At 45.9% G+C, this 18,711-nt stretch carries 16 protein-coding genes and 1 pseudogene; 13 read left to right on the top strand and 4 right to left on the bottom strand.

Annotated features, from left to right (window positions below; all coding sequences use genetic code 11):
* Positions 1-121: 121 nt before the first annotated feature.
* The 3 genes from AB4167_RS05555 to AB4167_RS05545 form a co-directional block, all read right to left on the bottom strand.
* On the bottom strand, positions 122-1,495 hold the full coding sequence (locus AB4167_RS05555; protein ID WP_372136267.1) for a carbohydrate porin: 1,374 nt from the start codon (positions 1,493-1,495) through the stop codon (positions 122-124).
* A gap of 470 nt (positions 1,496-1,965) precedes the next feature.
* The gene (locus tag AB4167_RS05550) at positions 1,966-2,373 is read right to left on the bottom strand and encodes a hypothetical protein (RefSeq protein WP_017054885.1); all 408 of its coding nucleotides are present in this window, start codon (positions 2,371-2,373) and stop codon (positions 1,966-1,968) included.
* A gap of 139 nt (positions 2,374-2,512) precedes the next feature.
* The gene (locus AB4167_RS05545; RefSeq protein WP_372136266.1) at positions 2,513-3,844 is read right to left on the bottom strand and encodes a ferric reductase-like transmembrane domain-containing protein; all 1,332 of its coding nucleotides are present in this window, start codon (positions 3,842-3,844) and stop codon (positions 2,513-2,515) included.
* A gap of 233 nt (positions 3,845-4,077) precedes the next feature.
* Here AB4167_RS05545 and AB4167_RS05540 point away from each other — a divergent pair, with 233 nt between their 5' ends.
* From AB4167_RS05540 to AB4167_RS05520, 5 genes are all read left to right on the top strand, one after another.
* Positions 4,078-4,767: a flavin reductase family protein gene (locus AB4167_RS05540; protein ID WP_017061618.1), complete on the top strand. Its 690-nt coding sequence runs from the start codon at positions 4,078-4,080 to the stop codon at positions 4,765-4,767.
* 120 nt (positions 4,768-4,887) lie between these two features.
* Positions 4,888-5,679 (top strand): CLCA_X family protein, encoded by a 792-nt coding sequence (locus AB4167_RS05535; RefSeq protein WP_372102138.1) that lies wholly within the window; start codon positions 4,888-4,890, stop codon positions 5,677-5,679.
* A gap of 186 nt (positions 5,680-5,865) precedes the next feature.
* Positions 5,866-6,123 (top strand): type II toxin-antitoxin system Phd/YefM family antitoxin, encoded by a 258-nt coding sequence (locus AB4167_RS05530; RefSeq protein ID WP_017061616.1) that lies wholly within the window; start codon positions 5,866-5,868, stop codon positions 6,121-6,123.
* The gene (locus AB4167_RS05525) at positions 6,113-6,379 is read left to right on the top strand and encodes a Txe/YoeB family addiction module toxin (protein WP_372082956.1); all 267 of its coding nucleotides are present in this window, start codon (positions 6,113-6,115) and stop codon (positions 6,377-6,379) included. Before AB4167_RS05530 ends, AB4167_RS05525 begins: the two co-directional genes overlap by 11 nt.
* Before the next feature lie 31 nt (positions 6,380-6,410).
* Positions 6,411-6,734 carry a DUF4144 domain-containing protein gene (locus tag AB4167_RS05520; protein WP_102320855.1) on the top strand — a complete coding sequence of 108 codons (324 nt, stop codon included), beginning with the start codon at positions 6,411-6,413 and terminating at the stop codon, positions 6,732-6,734.
* Positions 6,735-6,849: 115 nt separating this feature from the next.
* Here AB4167_RS05520 and AB4167_RS05515 read toward each other — a convergent pair whose 3' ends face one another.
* Entirely contained in the window at positions 6,850-8,178 is a 1,329-nt protein-coding gene (locus tag AB4167_RS05515; protein WP_010432780.1) for an anaerobic C4-dicarboxylate transporter, read from the bottom strand.
* Between the two features lie 411 nt (positions 8,179-8,589).
* Here AB4167_RS05515 and AB4167_RS05510 point away from each other — a divergent pair, with 411 nt between their 5' ends.
* The 8 genes and pseudogenes from AB4167_RS05510 (at position 8,590) to guaD (ending at position 18,442) form a co-directional block, all read left to right on the top strand.
* Positions 8,590-9,249 carry an HAD family phosphatase gene (locus AB4167_RS05510; RefSeq protein ID WP_017069081.1) on the top strand — a complete coding sequence of 220 codons (660 nt, stop codon included), beginning with the start codon at positions 8,590-8,592 and terminating at the stop codon, positions 9,247-9,249.
* Positions 9,250-9,445: 196 nt separating this feature from the next.
* Positions 9,446-10,071: pseudogene (locus AB4167_RS05505) on the top strand (HD domain-containing protein).
* 63 nt (positions 10,072-10,134) lie between these two features.
* Positions 10,135-10,821 (top strand): DNA-3-methyladenine glycosylase I, encoded by a 687-nt coding sequence (locus AB4167_RS05500; protein WP_019821260.1) that lies wholly within the window; start codon positions 10,135-10,137, stop codon positions 10,819-10,821.
* Between the two features lie 194 nt (positions 10,822-11,015).
* A complete protein-coding gene (locus AB4167_RS05495; RefSeq protein ID WP_048669449.1) occupies positions 11,016-11,750 on the top strand; it encodes a GntR family transcriptional regulator in 735 nt (244 codons plus the stop codon).
* Between the two features lie 480 nt (positions 11,751-12,230).
* Entirely contained in the window at positions 12,231-13,676 is a 1,446-nt protein-coding gene (gene xdhA, locus AB4167_RS05490; protein ID WP_108020175.1) for a xanthine dehydrogenase small subunit, read from the top strand.
* Positions 13,669-16,074, top strand: coding sequence for a xanthine dehydrogenase molybdopterin binding subunit (gene xdhB, locus AB4167_RS05485; protein ID WP_372136265.1), 2,406 nt, complete (start codon positions 13,669-13,671; stop codon positions 16,072-16,074). Before xdhA ends, xdhB begins: the two co-directional genes overlap by 8 nt.
* A 92-nt stretch (positions 16,075-16,166) precedes the next feature.
* Complete coding sequence (xdhC, locus tag AB4167_RS05480; protein ID WP_004732871.1) at positions 16,167-17,048, top strand: xanthine dehydrogenase accessory protein XdhC; 882 nt, start codon at positions 16,167-16,169, stop codon at positions 17,046-17,048.
* A gap of 59 nt (positions 17,049-17,107) precedes the next feature.
* A complete protein-coding gene (guaD, locus tag AB4167_RS05475) occupies positions 17,108-18,442 on the top strand; it encodes a guanine deaminase (RefSeq protein ID WP_102362672.1) in 1,335 nt (444 codons plus the stop codon).
* The last annotated feature ends 269 nt before the right edge of the window (positions 18,443-18,711 follow it).

Below are 18,711 nucleotides of genomic sequence, written 5' to 3'. Positions count from 1 at the left end.
AGATCAGGTTATCCCAAGATAAAAAATGCCAACCTTCGAGTTGAAACGATAAGGTTGGCATTTGGTGATGCGACTATCACATCATGAGTAACACTCTCTATCTAAACGATATATCAAGCAATTAGAACCAAGTTTCCATCTGCAGTGCAAACAGAACCTCGCCGCCCTCTCCCATCGTTGCAGCATCTGCTTCAGTGCTGATCGAGTAACCATTCAGGTCTTCACTCCAATCCACATAGCTCACAGCGAAACGCAGTTCAGGCCTATCAAAGAAACCAGTGCTAGTTGAAAGCTTCAGTGTTGGTGCAACTGTCGCTTTGTAGAAACCGCCGCTCGCTTGCTCTGTCGAGTTGTCTAAATCCATGTATTGCAATGAACCTTCGTAAAACATCTCAAAGTTCTCTGTGAACTCTTGAGCTAATCGAACGTTTAAAGAAGCCCATGTGAACTCGTCATTCTTCTTCAAACGGTCTTGGCTATGCTCTGCCATTAATGCAGGTGCTAAGCGCCAGTTGTCGCCAATGCGAGTGACACCGTAGCTAAACAGGCGAACGGCTTTCGCGTCATCCAGTAGATCACCATTTGAACCGATGCCTTTTAGCTCTGCACCTAGGCCACTACCCACTAACATACCCGTTTTAGAGAAGCCTTCGCTCAGACCAAAGAAGTTGTCTCCATGGTACGCAAACATTGCGTGTACACCGCTTTCAGCTGCGCCATTTAGGCGGCTATCGTTGTCTGCTGAGGTCATACCGCTCAACATCACTTGCCATTGGCCAATACGGTTATTCATGGTTGCAATGTAGTTTTCTACATCTGTTGACGAGCTATCAATCTCACCAAAATCTCGGCCATAAATAGAGAAATTCGCTTTCCAGTTGTCGCTCATCTGAACGTCATAAACGCCCGCACCAGTACCTGATAAGAAGACAATATCCGAATCGAAAAAGTGAATATCAAAGTTGTCGCGATCGAATCGTTTACCCGCCCAAAACGTTGCTTCAGAAAACGCTTCAGATTCAGAGAACATGCTCAGACGGTTCAGTTCTGAATACACTTGTCGCACATTCAACTGGCTTTCGCTGGCAGTCCACTCGTTATTTGTCTCAGTACTGTCGGCCAACATGATGCGAAACAAAGCACTAGAGCCATCGTCTGCAAATCGCTTATGAATCAAGTTCGCTTCAACGTAATGATCATCTTCCACACCAAGACGTCCAATTGGAGCTCCAATGGCACCAGCTGCCGTCATGTAAGGTCCAGTGCCTGTCGCGCCATTGAGGTCGTCGTTGATCAATAACCCAGAGCGAGCATAGCCGTGAAACTCAAACGAAGAAGCCTTTTCATTGGCCTCGGTAGAGACCTGCTCTGTTTGTGCAACCCTTTGTTCTAATTCATTAATACGTTGCTCTAATGCTGCAACGTCTTCACTTGCTAATACCGATGTAGTCATTAGCCCCATTGTTACAGCAACCGCTAAAATGTGTCGTTTCATTCTGATGTTCTCACGTTAATTGTTTTGGATTATTTGCAAACGTTCCCAAAACAATTCGTAAGCACATTTCGGCTTATACTTTTGATGTATAAGCTCTATATCGAAGAAGAAATAGAAATCAGTCGTGTTGATTACTTCACTTTTGTATCTGAGTGGATGATAGATCGATAACTTCGGGAACGTTACCGAAAATGCATAATTCTGATAACTTTGTCACAAGTGAAATTGATTAATGGGCGAAAAATAGTGTATCGCGCACATTAGATATCTCAGAAAAATAGAGAGAAAATCCAGTACGAGAATTAGGAAAGGCGCTAAAAAATGCAACAGGTTGGCTATAAAAATTAAAGCCTGAGAAGCGATTTTTCAGGCTTTAGAAAGGCGTTCATTGATAACAATAGGTCGTTTTTTGAAAAGTGTATGACATTAACTAACGTGACAGTTTATAGAAGAATAAAGCGTTTAAAAGACTACTTTCTCTTACCCTGCTCCACCAACTTTTCATTCCATGCCGTATTGCCGTCACGCTTAGAGACATCGTACTCCGCACAGAACTGAGATATGGTCATATTGTTATCGCCAGTGGCAAGCTTGAGAGCCAACTGAACTTGTTGAAGCTTGCTTTGCAGTCGCAAGATTTGACCAGCATTTGGGCTTTTCTCTTTGGCGTATTTTAAAGCCGCATGCTTACGTTCTGCCGCGCCCGCTCGGCGATCTGCTTCTGATAACAGATACTTGAGTTGAGCAACACTCTTGCCTTTCTTGAAGGCAGGATCAAGCAACTCAACGCATTCATCAAACGATGGATCGATAACGTATGGGTCAACTTTATGAGCTTGTTGGCGCATCCATTCGAGTGCGAGTTTTTCATCTGACATAATTACATCTTTACCAAAGAAACAGCCCTATATGGTATCGCTCAATAGCAAACCGCTGCAATAACAAATTGAGTGACTTTACGCCTTTTTACACTGTGCCGATTGACTAATTTAACAATCACAGCTCCAATAGTTGGCTTTAACGCATCACAAACAGCTCTTCGTGGTAGTGCTTTTCAATATCAAATTGATAGGTGTCTAATTCTTTTTTCAGTGATGTAGAGAACAACTCCGGCCCGCAGAAATACATCTCGTACTCGTTGAGGTCGCCACATTGATTGACAATTCTTCCGGCGTTTAGCCGCGGTGAGTGCAAGGTATCTATCACGGTCAACTTCACACCAACCGCGTGTGCTAGGTGCCACAACTCATCGATTAATTGCTTATCAACACCGCGAGTACAATAAAACAGTTGAATACGAGGATGATCTCGTTCTGTTTTGAGCGCTTCAAGTGTTGCAAAAAACGACGCTATCCCGACACCACCAGCAATCCAAATTTGTGGCTTGCTTAGGTCAAAATAAAGTCGACCATAGGGTCCTTCAACCGTAACCGCATCGCCCGCTTTCACTCGTTCATATAGGCCATTAGTAAAATCACCCAGCTCTTTGATCAAAAAGCGCAGCTCTGGATCATCACTGCCAGAAACAATGGTAAACGGATGCGGGTCTTCATTACCGAAACGCAAGTACGCAAACTGCCCAGCTTTGTGACCTTGCCAAGATACCTCCGGTTTTAACACAAGCTCCATCACTTCAGCTTGTGGAAAATAGCGAGTCGAGATAATCGCCGCTGAGTGACGATTACGACGCCCAACCAAGCCCAACAAACTGTAAATCGCTGCGATAGACCCAGCCAAAGCAAATGCCACAGTTAGATAATAAATAGGTTCTCCCCAATACGCTCGTTTAAGCAGGATTACTGAGTGGAAAGCGATAAACAGGTACGCAACCGACATCAGACGGTGCGACAATTTAAACGGTTTGTACTTCACTGCCGCCCATAGTGACGCCACCAGTAAAATGAGCAACAAGTAGAAGCCCCACTCGCCAATACTCTGAGCAATACCGCGTAATTCATTGACCCATAACTCCCATCCAGTCAAAACAGCTTGCGGCCCTGAACCATCGTGTCGAACAGGCTTATCTAACACACCAGACACCACCAATGACTTAGGTATTTGGTACCACAACCAGTGTGTCACACCCAGTGCAACACCACCGATACCGAGCCATTTATGGACTCGATATGCTTTATCCATACCTTTCAGCCAATTCTCAACCATAGGCAAACGCATCGCCAAGATCATTGTGATGGACATTAACACCAGAGACAAAATACCTGAGTACTGAATCATGGCTGAGCGCCATTCAAAGACATCGCTTGAAGCGAATAATTGCGGTTCCATCGCAAACCAAAAGGCTGACATTGTGGCAATCATTGCCCAAATGATATTGCGGACTGTTTTCATTTGTTAACACTCATAAAGACGACATCATTACTTTAGCTCCTGTGATGTAAAGGGACGTCAACGTACGTAAATCTATGCAAAGGATCTCGTTCATTGTGCTGTAGCAGAGATAAAAGAGACAAACTGCCCACGGCCAATAAGCGCTCTTTGATCGATAAAAGCGGATTCTTCGTACATATAAGTCCGTTAGTGAGCATGCTCGAAGATAACAATAAATGAGAAGAAGAGAAGATATGAAGGACATGACCCTTTCTAAACAAGATATCCAAACAATGGACCCGCGCCACCGCATTCGTTTGGTTAACTCCCTATCTGGATTTAAAAGCGCCAACCTAATTGGTACTTGTGATAAACAGGGGCTTGAAAACCTTGCGATAGTGAGCTCTGTCATTCACCTAGGGTCTGATCCCGCGCTGCTTGGTTTTATTGTTCGCCCAGATAAAAGCCGACGTCATACGCTAGAAAACATCCTAGAAACTAAGTACTTCACCGTTAACAGCATTGGTGCTGACTTTGTTAAAAAGGCCCATCAAACCTCGGCTCGCTACCCTAAACCAGTCTCAGAATTCAACGCGGTCGGCTTAACGGCCTATTATGACGACACATTCCCCGCTCCCTTCGTCTTGGAGAGCAGTTTAAAGATAGGGTTAGCGTTCAAAGAACAGATAACAATCGAAAGCAATCAAACGCAAATGTTGATCGGTGAAGTTATAACGATTCACGCACCCAAACGCGCCGTGATGCCGGATGGCTACCTTGATTTAGAAGCGTTGGATTTGGTCACGGTATCAGGGCTTGATAGCTACCACGTAACTCAAAGACTGCACCGATTAAGCTATGCAAAACCACAACAGCCACTCTTTCCACTCACTCGTGAAGGTAACCCAACTTCATGGGAAGCTTTCGAACTCAATCTAAACTAATTTTGTTCGGCAATTTGCTATCAAAAGTGCTAACGTCCTTTAATTCCAAGAGATGCATCTCACACAGGCGCATCTCACTGAGCACACTATTCATTCTTACGTCTGTTTCCAAGGACCCTTTTGAAGTTAACTCACTTTAAATACAAAACGCGCGAAGGCCCAGACTACCGACATGGCGATCAGGTGTCATTCATGGACATCAAACAGACCTTCGGTATGGGCAGCATTCGTGTGGGGGCTTGGGTCACGAAAGAAGAAAAAGAGTTGGCCGCAAATCTGATATTCGACTCGCTAGCCGACTTGGCTTACATCTTGGCTTTGCCACCAGAGGCAATTGGCCTTCGCGGCACATTAGGCTTAGCGTTTGGCAGTGGTGGCAGAAAAGGCGTACAAGCACACTACGCCCCAAACCAGAGAGAATTAGCCCTCGCCAAGAACGCTGGAGCTGGCGCGCTCGCACACGAGTTCTGGCATGCGTTTGACCACTACATCGCCGAAAAGGCGTTTGAGATTGGTGACACCTCTGGCCCTCGTAAGCAAATCTTGTTCGCCAGCGACTGTTGGTTGCACGATAGAAAAGTACGATCTCATCCATTAAACGAGAGTTTGATGTCACTGTTCGATGTCACACTGCTTAGCGACAATAACCTAGACAAACACGATTACGTGGCTCGCAGTGTTATTGCCGACAAGGCGATGTCTGCCCGTTACTTCTCACTACCCACAGAGATGATGGCGCGCGCTTTTGAATCCGTGATTGAATCGTGTTCCGATATCAAGAACGCTTATCTAGTGGATGGCACAACCAAGCCTGATATGTACCCCGTATATCCGGATATGGCGCATCGAGAAGAGATATACCAAGCCCTGCAAGGTTACTTCGCACCATTAGGGCGATCTTTGAGTAAATAGCATTTTGAGTCAGTAACTCTCTGCATATTTACAATGAATGACATGTACCATAAGTTGATCATGTGTAAGCTCTGATATAACATGTACAACAAGCGGAACATGTAGAATAGTTAATTCATGAATGATTAACTATTCTGTGTATATAGAAAGATTAAACATATTCAAAAACAACAGGGTAAATAAGTGATGAATATTGTTTCTTTTACTGAGGCCAGAAATAGCCTTAAGTCTGTGCTCGATAGAGTGGTAGACGATTCTGATGTTACGGTAATAACCAGACGAGATTCAGAAGATGCAGTGGTCATGTCTCTTGATCATTTTAATTCAATGCAAGAAACCTTGTACCTAATGAGCTCGCCTAAAAACGCTGAAAGATTGGCTGAATCTATTGCTCAACTCGAAGCCGGAAATACAACCGTTCGAGAATTGAATAATGACGAATGATCGAAAGATTGTATTTACAGATAATGCTTGGGAAGATTACCTATACTGGCAAACCCAAGACAAGAAAACGCTCAAGAAACTAAATAAGTTGATTGAAGCCGCTAAAAGAACGCCCTTTGAAGGGATTGGAAAGCCGGAGCCACTAGTCGGCAACCTGTCTGGCTTTTGGTCAAGACGAATCGATGACAAGAATCGATTAGTGTATAAAGCAGATGACGATAACTTTTATATAATTGCTTGTCGTCACCACTGTTAAAAGCAGTAAGCAGCACATAGAAAGGGCAGTAATGATCAGTTGGCCATCTTTGGTAAAACTCGACGGTGATGATGAGCTTATTTACGTCGCATCCGAACACGAATTTCAAGCAGAATGCTCAGACATGATCTTGGGCGAAGATGATTACCTCATCGATTCTGAAGGCGACAGCTACTCGCTGCAATCAAGCTCAAATCAACTGTCTCTAGCTAAACTAGCAGACCAGTATTCGGTTGAGAGCGTGACCAAACTGATTCGAAATCACGAGTTCCAGAAAGCCGAAGTGTGCCTAATGAAGATCCACTTCCTAACTATCGAAGAAGCGATTCAGTCTTTGGCTTTTGAGGCTCGCTAATACTGCTTAAGAGCTCGTATCAAAGCGAATCCCCAAGACAGATTAAACAAAAACAGCGCCAATTCAGGCGCTGTTTTTGTTTGTTGTCTTAGCTATCTCAAAGAAAGCTAATACATTAAGCGATAAAAATCTGTGCCAGTGCGTAGCCTAAGCAACATGCGCCTACTACACCGATTAAGCCAACCGACATGAATGAGTGGTTGAAGTACCACTTACCAATCTTGGTGGTGCCAGAAACATCGAAGTTTACTGTTGCGATATCTGATGGGTAGTTCGGGATGAAGAAGTAGCCGTAAACCGCTGGCATCAAGCCGATAAGCAGGGCTGGGTCTAGTCCTAATCCAAGCCCAACAGGCAGCATCATACGTGCAGTAGCGGCTTGCGAGTTCACCACAACCGATACAATGAATAGCGCTAGTGCAAACGTCCATGGGTAGTTGGTCACCATTTCCACGATGCCAGACTTGAACTGAGGCATTGCGTATTGGAAGTAGGTATCCGACATCCAAGCGATACCGAAGATCGCAATCGCCGCCACCATTCCCGATTTGAATACCACACCGTTTGGCACATCTCGCGGGTCAGTTTTGGTCGCCAGCAAGATGATACCGCCGAAGCAGAGCATCATCATTTGGATGATCACCGACATCTTGATTGGCTTGTCGCCGTCAACGATGGTTCTGATCTCAGGCACCATCGCCACGATAACAATCACCACAATCGACAATAGGAAAATCAAAACCGCATTACGAGCCGAGGTTGGCAGCACTTCATCCAAAGACGTCGCAGTAGTGCTTTCGATACGCTTTTTCCACTCAGGATCTTTTAGACGAGCTTGGTATTCAGGATCGTCGTTCAGTTCTTTGCCGCGTTTCAGGCTGTACAAAGAAAGCAAAAACGTACCAAACAGCGTTGCAGGCACCGTCACCATCAAAATGGAAAGCAGTGTAATAGAGTGTTGAATATCAGAAAGCTGCGCGAGGTAGTACACCACAGCGGCTGAAATTGGTGATGCGGTAATAGCTAGTTGAGACGCGACAGACGCAGCTGCCATTGGACGCTCAGGACGAATCCCGTTCTTCAGTGCGACATCGCCAATGATCGGCATGATGGAGTAAACTGCATGACCAGTACCCAATAGGAAAGTCATCGAGTAAGTCACGAACGGAGCTATCAGGGTAACGCGTTTCGGGTTCTTTCTAAGCACCCTTTCCGCCACTTGCAGCATGTATTTCAAACCACCTGCCGCTTCGAGAATCGAAGCACAAGTAACAACGGCGAGGATGATCAGCATCACGGTGACAGGTGGAGACGTTGGTGGCATCTTGAAGACAAACACCTCGATAACCAAACCAATACCAGAAACAACACCTAAGCCAATACCGCCATACCGAGATCCGATATAAAGGACGACTAATAAAAATAGAAACTCAAAATACAACATAAGCAACCCTGCTAAAAATGTGGACTAATGTTATTTTCTCCCTAAGCTCAGCCATTTACTTATTGCTTGGTCACACTATGATTGCAGGCTCCCGGTAATTGTTTTTTATAAGATTATGGTCACGTAAACCGACCTGTAAGTTTATGAAATGTAATAAGAAGCCAGACGCACAAGCTAGATTTGTTATGTGGAATAATCATAATTGTTTCTGTTAGATCTGGATGGCCTATAAAACACAAGGCTCATAACTGAACGATATTATTTCAACCACAATCAATCACATTTAAAGTCATGCAGAAGCATATTGCCGAGCCGATTGGATATATTCTTACTGAACGTTGACTCGCCTATCACTAGACACTATGTCAAAATACCCGCCCTCACGATGACAACACATTAAGAACCACGGATATGAATTTTCAAGCTGCTATTTTTGATATGGATGGGCTGCTGCTCGACACCGAGCGACTTTGTATGCAGGTTTTTGAAGAAGCATGTCACGCGCAAGGTGTTCCGTTTTTGCAAGATGTCTACCTAGGCATCATTGGTTGTAACGCAAAAACCATCGAACAGATTTTTCGAAATGGTTACGGTGAAGGGTTAGATTACCCAGCGCTGAATAATGAATGGCGCACGCGCTACAGTGCAATTGTTAAAAACCAAGCAATCCCAGTAAAAGATGGCGTGATTGAGCTGCTTGAATGGCTAAAATCGAATGACATTCCAATCGCGGTGGCGACCTCCACTCAGCTTGATATCGCAAAGAAGAAGCTTGAGCTGGCTGGCCTAGATTCGTACTTCACTTCATTAAGCACAGGCTGCGAAGTGACTCACGGCAAGCCTCACCCAGAGATTTACTTGCTGGCGGCTGAACGCCTAGGTGTTGCGCCTGAAACCTGCCTAGCGTTCGAAGATTCGAACAACGGAATTCGCGCTTCTATGGCAGCCAACATGATCAGCTTCCAGATCCCTGATTTAGTAGAGCCATGTGACGAAGTGAAAGCGCTTGGACACACCATCAGCCCTTCTCTGCATGATGTGCTAGCACAGCTTCAACAAGCTGCAGCTTAAGCTCTGACTGACGTTGATAATGCTTTTATCAACGTAGACAAGCCCCTCTATTAAGCCGACTCACAGAGTCGGTTTTTTTGTTGGTATTCCTTTTATAAAAGATAAAAACTCGCGCTTGAAACTGTTAAAGTCGATGTGAAATAAATGCTAGGTGATCAACAAGATTGCTAACGTCTACATAGGGAGAAAGAGACGCGTGAAGGAAAAGTTTGAAGACCAACTGCTTGAGTTTGCACAACGAGAAATGACACAAGATGCAGCACACGACATTAGCCACATTAAGCGCGTAGTCAAAACCGCTAAGGCTTTGTGTGCTCAAGAACAGGCTAAGCTTGAAGTCGTTTACCCGCCGCTTACCTTCATGATTGTTTCACCTTTCCTAAGAACCATCCAGACAGAGCCAAAAGCTCGCAAATGGCAGCAGACAAGGCGATCTCTTTCCTCAAATCTATCGACTATCCCGCGTCCCATCTTGATGAGATCCATCATGCCATTGTCACGCACAGCTACAGCGCCAACATCACACCTGAAACCTTAGAAGCTCAGATAGTCCAAGATGCTGACCGCCTAGATTCTCTCGGAGCAATTGGCATCGCTCGCTGCTTGTATGTGGGTCAGAGCTTTAATGCCGAGCTGTATAACCACGAAGACCCGTTCGCTGAACATCGTGACTTAGATGACAAGCATTACAGCGTCGACCATTTCTACGTGAAACTGTTCAAGCTCGCTGAAACCATGAATACAGAATCCGCCAAATTAGAAGCCAACAAGCGAACCGACTACATGCGCGGTTTTCTTGTTCAATTGGCGACAGAAGCTTAAGCTCCTTTTCATATAGAAATTAGTCCCCATATCATAAAGAATCGCTTTAGTTTGGAACCTTCAATGACCCAAGAAAAATTCGACACCATTTATCAACGTGCGGCTCACCGTAAAGGCGGAGCGGCCGAACTCGAAAAGATTGTCCGTGCGCCCCTTTCACAAGCCGAGTTATCACAAATCACCGACGACCGTTGGCTAGCCGCCTTTACCGAGAAGGTATTCCAGTGTGGGATTTCGTGGAATGTGGTGAGGAAGAAATGGCCGCAATTTGAAGAAGTGTTCTTTGAATTCGACATCGAAAAGATGCTAATGCTGCCGAATGAGATGTGGGAACAGAAAGCGCAAGACCCGCGTATTATTCGCCACCTGACTAAGGTGATGACTATCCCTGCCAATGCCACCATGATTCATAATGCCAAGCGTGAAGCCGATTCATTCTCACAAATGGTTGCCGACTGGCCATCAGAACGCATTACAGAACTTTGGGACTACCTGAAGAAACACGGTAAGCGATTAGGTGGTAACACCGGTGCTTACACCTTGCGCCAGATGGGTAAAGACACATTCATCTTATCATCGGACGTTGAAGCGCACCTGCGCAGCACAGATGTGGTTGATAGCGGTCGTAACACTAAGCGAGCACAAGTTGCGGCAAGTAAGGCTTTCAACGAGTGGCAGCAGCAATCAGGTCGCAGCCTGAGCGAAATCAGCCAGATCGTGGCATACAGCTGCGGCGATAATCGCGTCTAGTTTTAGGGCTAATGACTTAAAGCTCTAGATTGCACACAGTTCCTTGCAAACTAAATGTTATAAGTCATTAACAAATAAGCGTGCATCGCACTTTCATCCGGTGGAATTGTATAGATAAATGTATACAATATAGGGTAATACTCATGAATTATTCTCAACCAACCCAACTCGACTAAACAAGGGTCCTTATCTCTATGACAGTTCTCAAAAACTCTGTCTCCAAAGGTGTAAAAACGAAAGTAACAGGCCAGACTCAAGACGATGTTGTTTACTGCCATATCTTCGATGCGATACTAGAACAAAGGCTGCCACCAGCCACCAAATTAAGCGAAGAAGCATTAGCAGAAATCTTTGGTGTTAGCCGTACTATTATTCGTCGTGCCTTGCTGCGCCTATCTTTAGAACAAGTTGTGGTGATCCGTCCTAACCGAGGTGCCGTGATTGCAGCACCCACAGTAGACGAAGCCAAACAGATATTTAAAGCACGCGAAGTGATGGAAATTGCTATCACAGAGCTAGCGGTTAAAAACGCGACCAAAGCTCAAATCGAAGAGTGTAGAAAACTGGTCGCGAAAGAGAACTGCGCCTTCGACCAAGGTGACTATGGTTCTGGCTTACGTTTGTCTGGTGAGTTCCACATCAAACTGGCTGAAATGGCTGAGAACGCGCCACTGCTGGCTTTTCAACGCAGCTTGGTATCGCAAACTTCTCTGCTTATTGCCCAGTACGAAACCGGCAGCCACTCAAACTGCTCTCTAGATGAGCATGAAGGATTGCTTGATGCGATAGAGTCTGGAGATGAAGAGCAAGCCGTTGACCTAATGCGAGAGCATTTAAGCCACATTCGCTCTAAGCTAAACCTAGACAGCAGCACCGCATCGAGCGACCTGCATGTTGTGTTCTCAGATCTGCTTAAGAACAAGTCATAATCGCTTCTATAAGCTATTAATGACTAACTGCTAATAGTTTCTTGTTGGCAACTATCAGTTAACAACTTTTTGTTAACAAGACGGGAGAGAAGTAAGCTTCTGCGATTACTTCTCTTTTTTTTACCCTCCCCATAATGATAGACGCGAAGATCGACTCATTTCACCTCAAAAAACTCTCGTTTCTGAGCAGAATAGTGCTCTTAGCTTTTACAGATTCACTTCCCACAGTGCCATAAATCTTGTCTTTATCTTGTATACATAGTTATCCATTCATTCACACCATAAAACTGTTCACTCTCACCCCAAACCCTTATAAAACAGACGACTACGACCAAAACTGAATTGTACACAATCCACCAAAGTGCAATGTTGTTGCATTTTTGTAAATAAATAGTTGACCACAGGGTCAGGATGGATAATTATTGACCTAGAAGTCAAAAAGAATACACATGGAAATATGTCGATATACAAGGAGGTCTCTTGATTACTTTTTTGCTCAATCAGGAAATAAGACGTGAAGACAATCTGTCACCTAACATGACAGTGCTCAACTACCTTCGTACCAAGGTTAATAAAACCGGTACCAAAGAAGGTTGTGGGTCAGGCGACTGCGGCGCATGTACGGTCGTTCTCGGTGAAGTAGTTGATGGGCAACTGCAATACCGTTCGGTGAACTCTTGCCTTACATTTGTGTCAGCGTTACACGGTAAGCAGCTGATCACAGTAGAAGATCTGCAAAACCGAGATAAGTCATTACACCCGGTACAGAAAGCGGTCGTCGATTTTCACGGTTCACAGTGTGGTTACTGCACGCCGGGCTTCATCATGTCGATGTTTGCCCTAGGCAAGAACAAACCCGATGCGAGCAAAGAAGACGTCATGGAATCACTGGCGGGTAACCTATGTCGTTGTACAGGCTACCGACCAATCGTTGATGCCGCGATGTCGCTTTCAACAGACCAACCTTTGATCGACCAATTTGCTGAGCTTGAACGCAACACCATCAAGAAGCTAGAAGATATTCAAGACACCGAGGCCAACTTACGCCTTGGTCACCTCACCGCTTTTTCCCCGAAAAGCACTGACGAGTTGGCCAAGCTTTTTCAAGCGCATCCGAACGCGAAGCTGGTTGCTGGCGGCACGGATTTAGCACTGGAAGTGACACAATTCCATCGCGAGATTGAAACACTGATCAGCGTAAACCTTGTTGAAGACATGAAGGTATGCGAAGAGACCGACACCGATTTAATCATTGGTGCCAACCTACCTATCAGCGATTCTTACTCACTACTGAAAAAACACTACCCAGATTTTGGGGAACTATTGCACCGCTTTGCTTCACTTCAAGTTCGTAACCAAGGCACCATCGGTGGCAATGTTGCCAACGCTTCACCTATCGGTGATACCCCTCCTCTACTGATTGCCCTGAACGCGAAGATCAAACTTCGTTGTGGTGATGAGTCACGCACCATGCCGATTGAAGATTACTTCATCAGCTACAAAGTGACAGCGCAAAAAGAGAGTGAGTTCATTGAACAGATCATCATTCCTAAGCCAACCAACGACAGCTTCCGAGCTTACAAACTGTCTAAACGTTTAGACGATGATATCTCTGCGGTATGTGGTGCGTTTGATATTCAAATCGAAGACGGCAAGGTGTCTTACGCTCGTATCGCCTTTGGCGGTATGGCTGCAACGCCTAAGCGAGCGGCGCGTTGTGAAAACACGTTATTAGGCAAACCGTGGACAGACGCTAATATTAAGTTAGCAATGCAGGAACTGTATAACGACTTTGAACCGCTCTCTGATTTCCGTGCAAGCCAAGAATATCGTTCATTGTCGGCAGCAAATATGTTGCGTCGTTACTTCATTGAACAACAGAACAAAAACAACCAAATCGAAACAAGGGTAACGTCTTATGTCTAAATCAAATTCCTCTGTTCACAAGAGCAATGCGATGACCCACGAAGAGATGGTTACCATTGCAAAACAAGACCTAAAAACTGGCGTGGGTAAAAGCGTTAAACACGACAGTGCAGCCAAACAAGTCACGGGCGAAGCGGTGTACATTGATGACCGCCTAGAGTTCCCAAATCAGCTGCACGTATACGCACGCCTGAGCACTCAAGCACACGCGAACATCACCAAAATAGATTTGTCACCGTGTTACGAATTTGAAGGTGTGGCGATTGCCATTCAAGCCAAAGACGTACCGGGTGAACTGGATATTGGTGCAATTCTTCCGGGTGACCCACTGCTTGCTGATGGCATAGTAGAATATTACGGCCAACCTGTGATTGCCGTGGCTGCTAACGATTTAGAGACCGCACGTAAAGCCGCACACGCTGCGATCATCGAATACGAAGAGCTTCCTGCAATTCTTGACGTAAAAGAAGCGCTAGAGAAAGAACACTTCGTCACAGAGAGCCACACTCAGCAGCGAGGTGACTCGAAAGCCGCACTGGCAAAAGCGAAACACGTGATCTCTGGTGACCTAGAGATCGGCGGCCAAGAACACTTCTACCTAGAAACTCAAATCAGTAGCGTAATGCCAACCGAAGATGGTGGCATGATCGTCTATACCTCGACCCAAAATCCGACCGAAGTTCAAAAGCTGGTTGCGGAAGTGATTGGCGTACCGATGCACAAAGTCGTGATTGATATGCGTCGTATGGGTGGTGGTTTCGGGGGTAAAGAGACTCAAGCAGCCTCTCCAGCATGTATGGCTGCGGTGATTGCTCACCTAACAGGTCGACCTACCAAAATGCGTCTGCTGCGTAATGAAGACATGCAGCAAACCGGTAAACGTCACCCGTTCTACAATCAATACACAGTCGGTTTTGACGACAATGGTGTGATTCAAGGTGCCGATATTACCGTTGCAGGTAACTGTGGTTACTCGCCAGACTTATCAAGTTCTATCGTCGACCGAGCGATGTTCCACTCAGACAACGCCTATTATCTAGGTGATGCAACTGTGGTTGGTCATCGATGCAAAACCAATACCGCATCGAATACCGCTTACCGTGGCTTTGGTGGCCCGCAAGGCATGATGACCATTGAACACATCATGGACGAGATTGCGCGTTACCTGAAAAAAGATCCTTTGGAAGTACGTAAGGCGAACTACTACGGCGAAGAAGGCCGTAACGTGACCCATTACTACCAAACCGTTGAAGACAACTTTTTACCTGAGATAACCGAACAGCTTGAGCGCAGCAGTGACTATCACGCACGTCGTAAAGAAATCGCTGAGTTCAACAAGCAAAGCCCTATTTTGAAGAAAGGCCTTGCTATCACACCAGTGAAATTCGGCATCTCGTTTACTGCGACTTTCTTGAACCAAGCAGGTGCGCTCATCCATATCTACACCGATGGCAGTATTCATTTGAATCACGGTGGTACGGAAATGGGGCAAGGCTTGAACATCAAAGTGGCACAAATCGTTGCACAGGAGTTCCAAGTCGATGTCGAACGTATCCAGATCACCGCTACAAACACAGACAAAGTTCCGAACACATCACCAACCGCAGCCTCATCGGGCACCGACCTCAACGGTAAGGCCGCGCAAAACGCCGCAATGACCATTAAGCAGCGCCTGATTGACTTCGCTTCTTCGCACTTCAAAGTGTGGCCTGAAGAGGTTGTGTTTAAGAACGGCATGGTGCAGATCCGCGACGAGATCATGACCTTCAACTCGTTTGTTGAACTGGCTTGGTTTAACCAAATCTCGCTATCGAGCACTGGCTTCTACCGCACTCCGAAGATCTATTACGATCACGAGAAAGCGCGCGGTCGCCCGTTCTACTACTACGCGTATGGTGCCTCTTGTTCAGAGGTTATCGTCGATACCTTAACCGGCGAGAACAAGATTCTGCGTGTCGATATTCTGCATGACGTGGGCGCTTCACTGAACCCTGCGATTGATATCGGCCAAGTCGAAGGTGGCTTTGTGCAAGGCGTCGGTTGGTTAACAACGGAAGAGTTGGTTTGGAACCAGCAAGGCCGCTTGATGACCAATGGTCCTGCGAGTTACAAGATCCCTGCGATTGCTGATATGCCAATTGATTTCAGAACGCACCTTTTAGAAAACCGTAACAACCCAGAAGACACCGTCTTCAACTCGAAAGCCGTGGGTGAACCCCCTTTCATGTTGGGTATGTCGGTATGGAGCGCACTGAAAGATGCGATTAGCTATGTCGCCGTCGATGGCGCGATTCCTAAGCTCAACACACCTGCAACGCCAGAACGTATTCTGATGGCAATACAGGAAGTCACTGAAACCGCTCCGACCTCGGTCGATGCTCAATCAGAAACGGCTTAGGGCTCGGTTTATATAGACCGCTTAGGGCGCAATAAATAGCTTAGAGCACCTATAAATAGCTTAGGAAGCATAGAAGGGATTTAGGAGGACATATGTTTAAGGATAATTGGATTCACGAACTGGCAAAACTGGAAGAGAACTACGAACCGTGTGTGATGGTGACGGTTCTTGAAGACAGAGGTTCCGTTCCACGCGATGCGGGCACCAAAATGCTTGTCACTCGTGACCGAATCATCGCTACGATTGGTGGTGGTCACCTTGAACATGTGGCCACTAAAATGGCGCGTGAGATGCTGATTGCCAGCGAGAAATCACTCAAAGTAGAACGCTTCAACCTAGGCGCTCGCTTAGGCCAATGTTGTGGTGGAATGGCAACGTTAAGCTTTGAACCGATTGGCACTCAACAGAACCACCTTGTGCTGTTCGGCGCAGGCCATGTTGCCAAAGCGCTGCTGCACATTGTGGCGACTCTGCCCTTCCGTGTGACCTGGATTGATGAACGTGAAGAAGTATTCCCTGAAACGCTGCCACACGGTGTGAAAAAGCTTGTCTCAGACGATCCAGTCGGTGAAGTAAAACACATGCCACCGAACAGCTATTACCTTGTGATGACCCACAACCACCAGCTTGATTTCGATTTAACCAAAGCGATTATCGACCGTGAAGACAGCCGTTACTTCGGAATGATTGGATCACTCACTAAGCGCAAGAAGTTCGATTTCCGCTTAGAGCAACGCGGCTATAGCCAAGAACAAATTGAAACCATGCTTTGCCCGATTGGTATTAGTGCGGTGAATGGCAAACATCCTGCGGAAATCGCAGTATCGGTTGCCGGTGAACTGATCGCACACTATCAAGGCCAAGCACTTGAACAAAAGCGCCCAACCAAACAATATCGAAATCAGGATTTGACCGATCAACACAGTCAACCAAGCGACGTAGGCGAACCACCATTGGAAGAGAAGATCGCCTAACACAAGTCGCAAAGCTTCAGTGACCATAACGTCGCTGAAGTCATTAAAAGGAAGTAAACATGACAACGCAACGCAAAGCTTATCGCGCCAGTATTTTACACAGCGTCGCCGACCCAAAAGACGTCGGCATCGATGAGTCTTACGACTATTTTGAAGACGGTGTTTTAGTGGTTGAGAACGGCCATGTCGTCGACTTAGGCCATGCGGACGAAGTATTAGCTCGCCAACCTAAAACACTCGAAGTCAAACAATACAAAGACAAGCTGATCACCTCTGGCTTTATTGATACGCACATCCACTACCCTCAAACAGGGATGATCGCGTCTTACGGTGAGCAGCTTCTTGATTGGTTAGAGAACTACACTTTCCCAGAAGAAAAGCGCTTCAAAAACCCAGTTTACGCACACAAAGTGGCGAAGCTATTCCTAGACGAATTGGCAAGCAACGGCACCACCACTGCACTCGTATTTGGCACGGTACACAAAGAGTCGGTCAACGTGTTCTTTGAAGAAGCTGAGAAGCGTAACCTACGTATGATCGCGGGCAAGGTGCTGATGGATCGCAATGCTCCTGATTACCTGACTGACACACCAGAATCTGGCTATACAGACTCAAAAGAGTTAATCGAAAAGTGGCACAAGCGTGGTCGTTTGCACTATGCCGTAACGCCTCGCTTCGCGCCAACTAGTACACCAGAGCAATTAGCTACCGTTGGCAAACTGCTAGAAGAATACCCAGACGTATACATGCACACTCACCTTTCAGAAAATGAAAAAGAGATCGAGTGGGTTAAATCGCTGTTCCCAGAGCGCGACAGTTACCTAGATGTCTATGACCACTATGGTCTGCTGCACAAACGCTCGGTATTCGCGCACGGTATTCACTTATCAGACTGCGAATGTAAGCGCCTCGCGGATACCGATTCTGCAATCGCCTTCTGCCCAACTTCAAACCTATTTCTGGGCTCAGGCTTATTCAAGCTACCGAAAATGGAAGAGCACGGTATTCGTGTCGGCATGGGTACCGATGTAGGCGCAGGCACCAGCTTTTCAATTCTGCAAACCATGAGCGAAGCCTACAAAATCATGCAGCTTCAACAAGAGAAACTGCACCCAGCCAAATCACTGTTCTTAGCAACTCTAGGCGGCGCACGTTCGCTGCATTTAGAAGACAAGATCGGTAACCTAGAAGTCGGTAAAGAAGCAGATTTCGTGGTGTTGGATCTACACGCTACACAGCTGATGCGCTTTAGAATGGAACAAGCTACCAAACTTGAAGAGAAGCTGTTTGTACTAATGAGCTTGGGTGACGACAGAACCGTTAGCGAGACTTACATCTACGGCGAAAAGGCCTACGATGTGAACTTCAAAGATTACAAAAAGCTCGTTAGTTAGGCTTAAAACCGAGTAACAATCGCTAGACAACGACAGCCGTCGTTAATTAAAAATCCGTCCAGATTTATCTAGCCTTTAAAGACCAGTTGCTGATGCCACTGGTCTTTTTTGTGCTTCATTCAAATAAATATAAATTAACCGCTCACAGACAACGATCTTCGGTGACGCCAAGTCATTATATTGATAGGTTAATGTTTATACATTTCGACTTCATACTTCACTTTAGCGTCTCTCTCGAACATTCGTTTCTCAGCTAAATGGAAGCACTC

The sequence above is a fragment of the Vibrio sp. 10N.286.49.E11 genome, from assembly GCF_041469505.1.
GTDB classification, from domain to species: Bacteria; Pseudomonadota; Gammaproteobacteria; order Enterobacterales; family Vibrionaceae; genus Vibrio; species Vibrio crassostreae_C.
The sequence above is the reverse complement of the archived record's forward strand: the minus strand, read 5'-3'. Positions and strand labels throughout refer to the sequence as shown.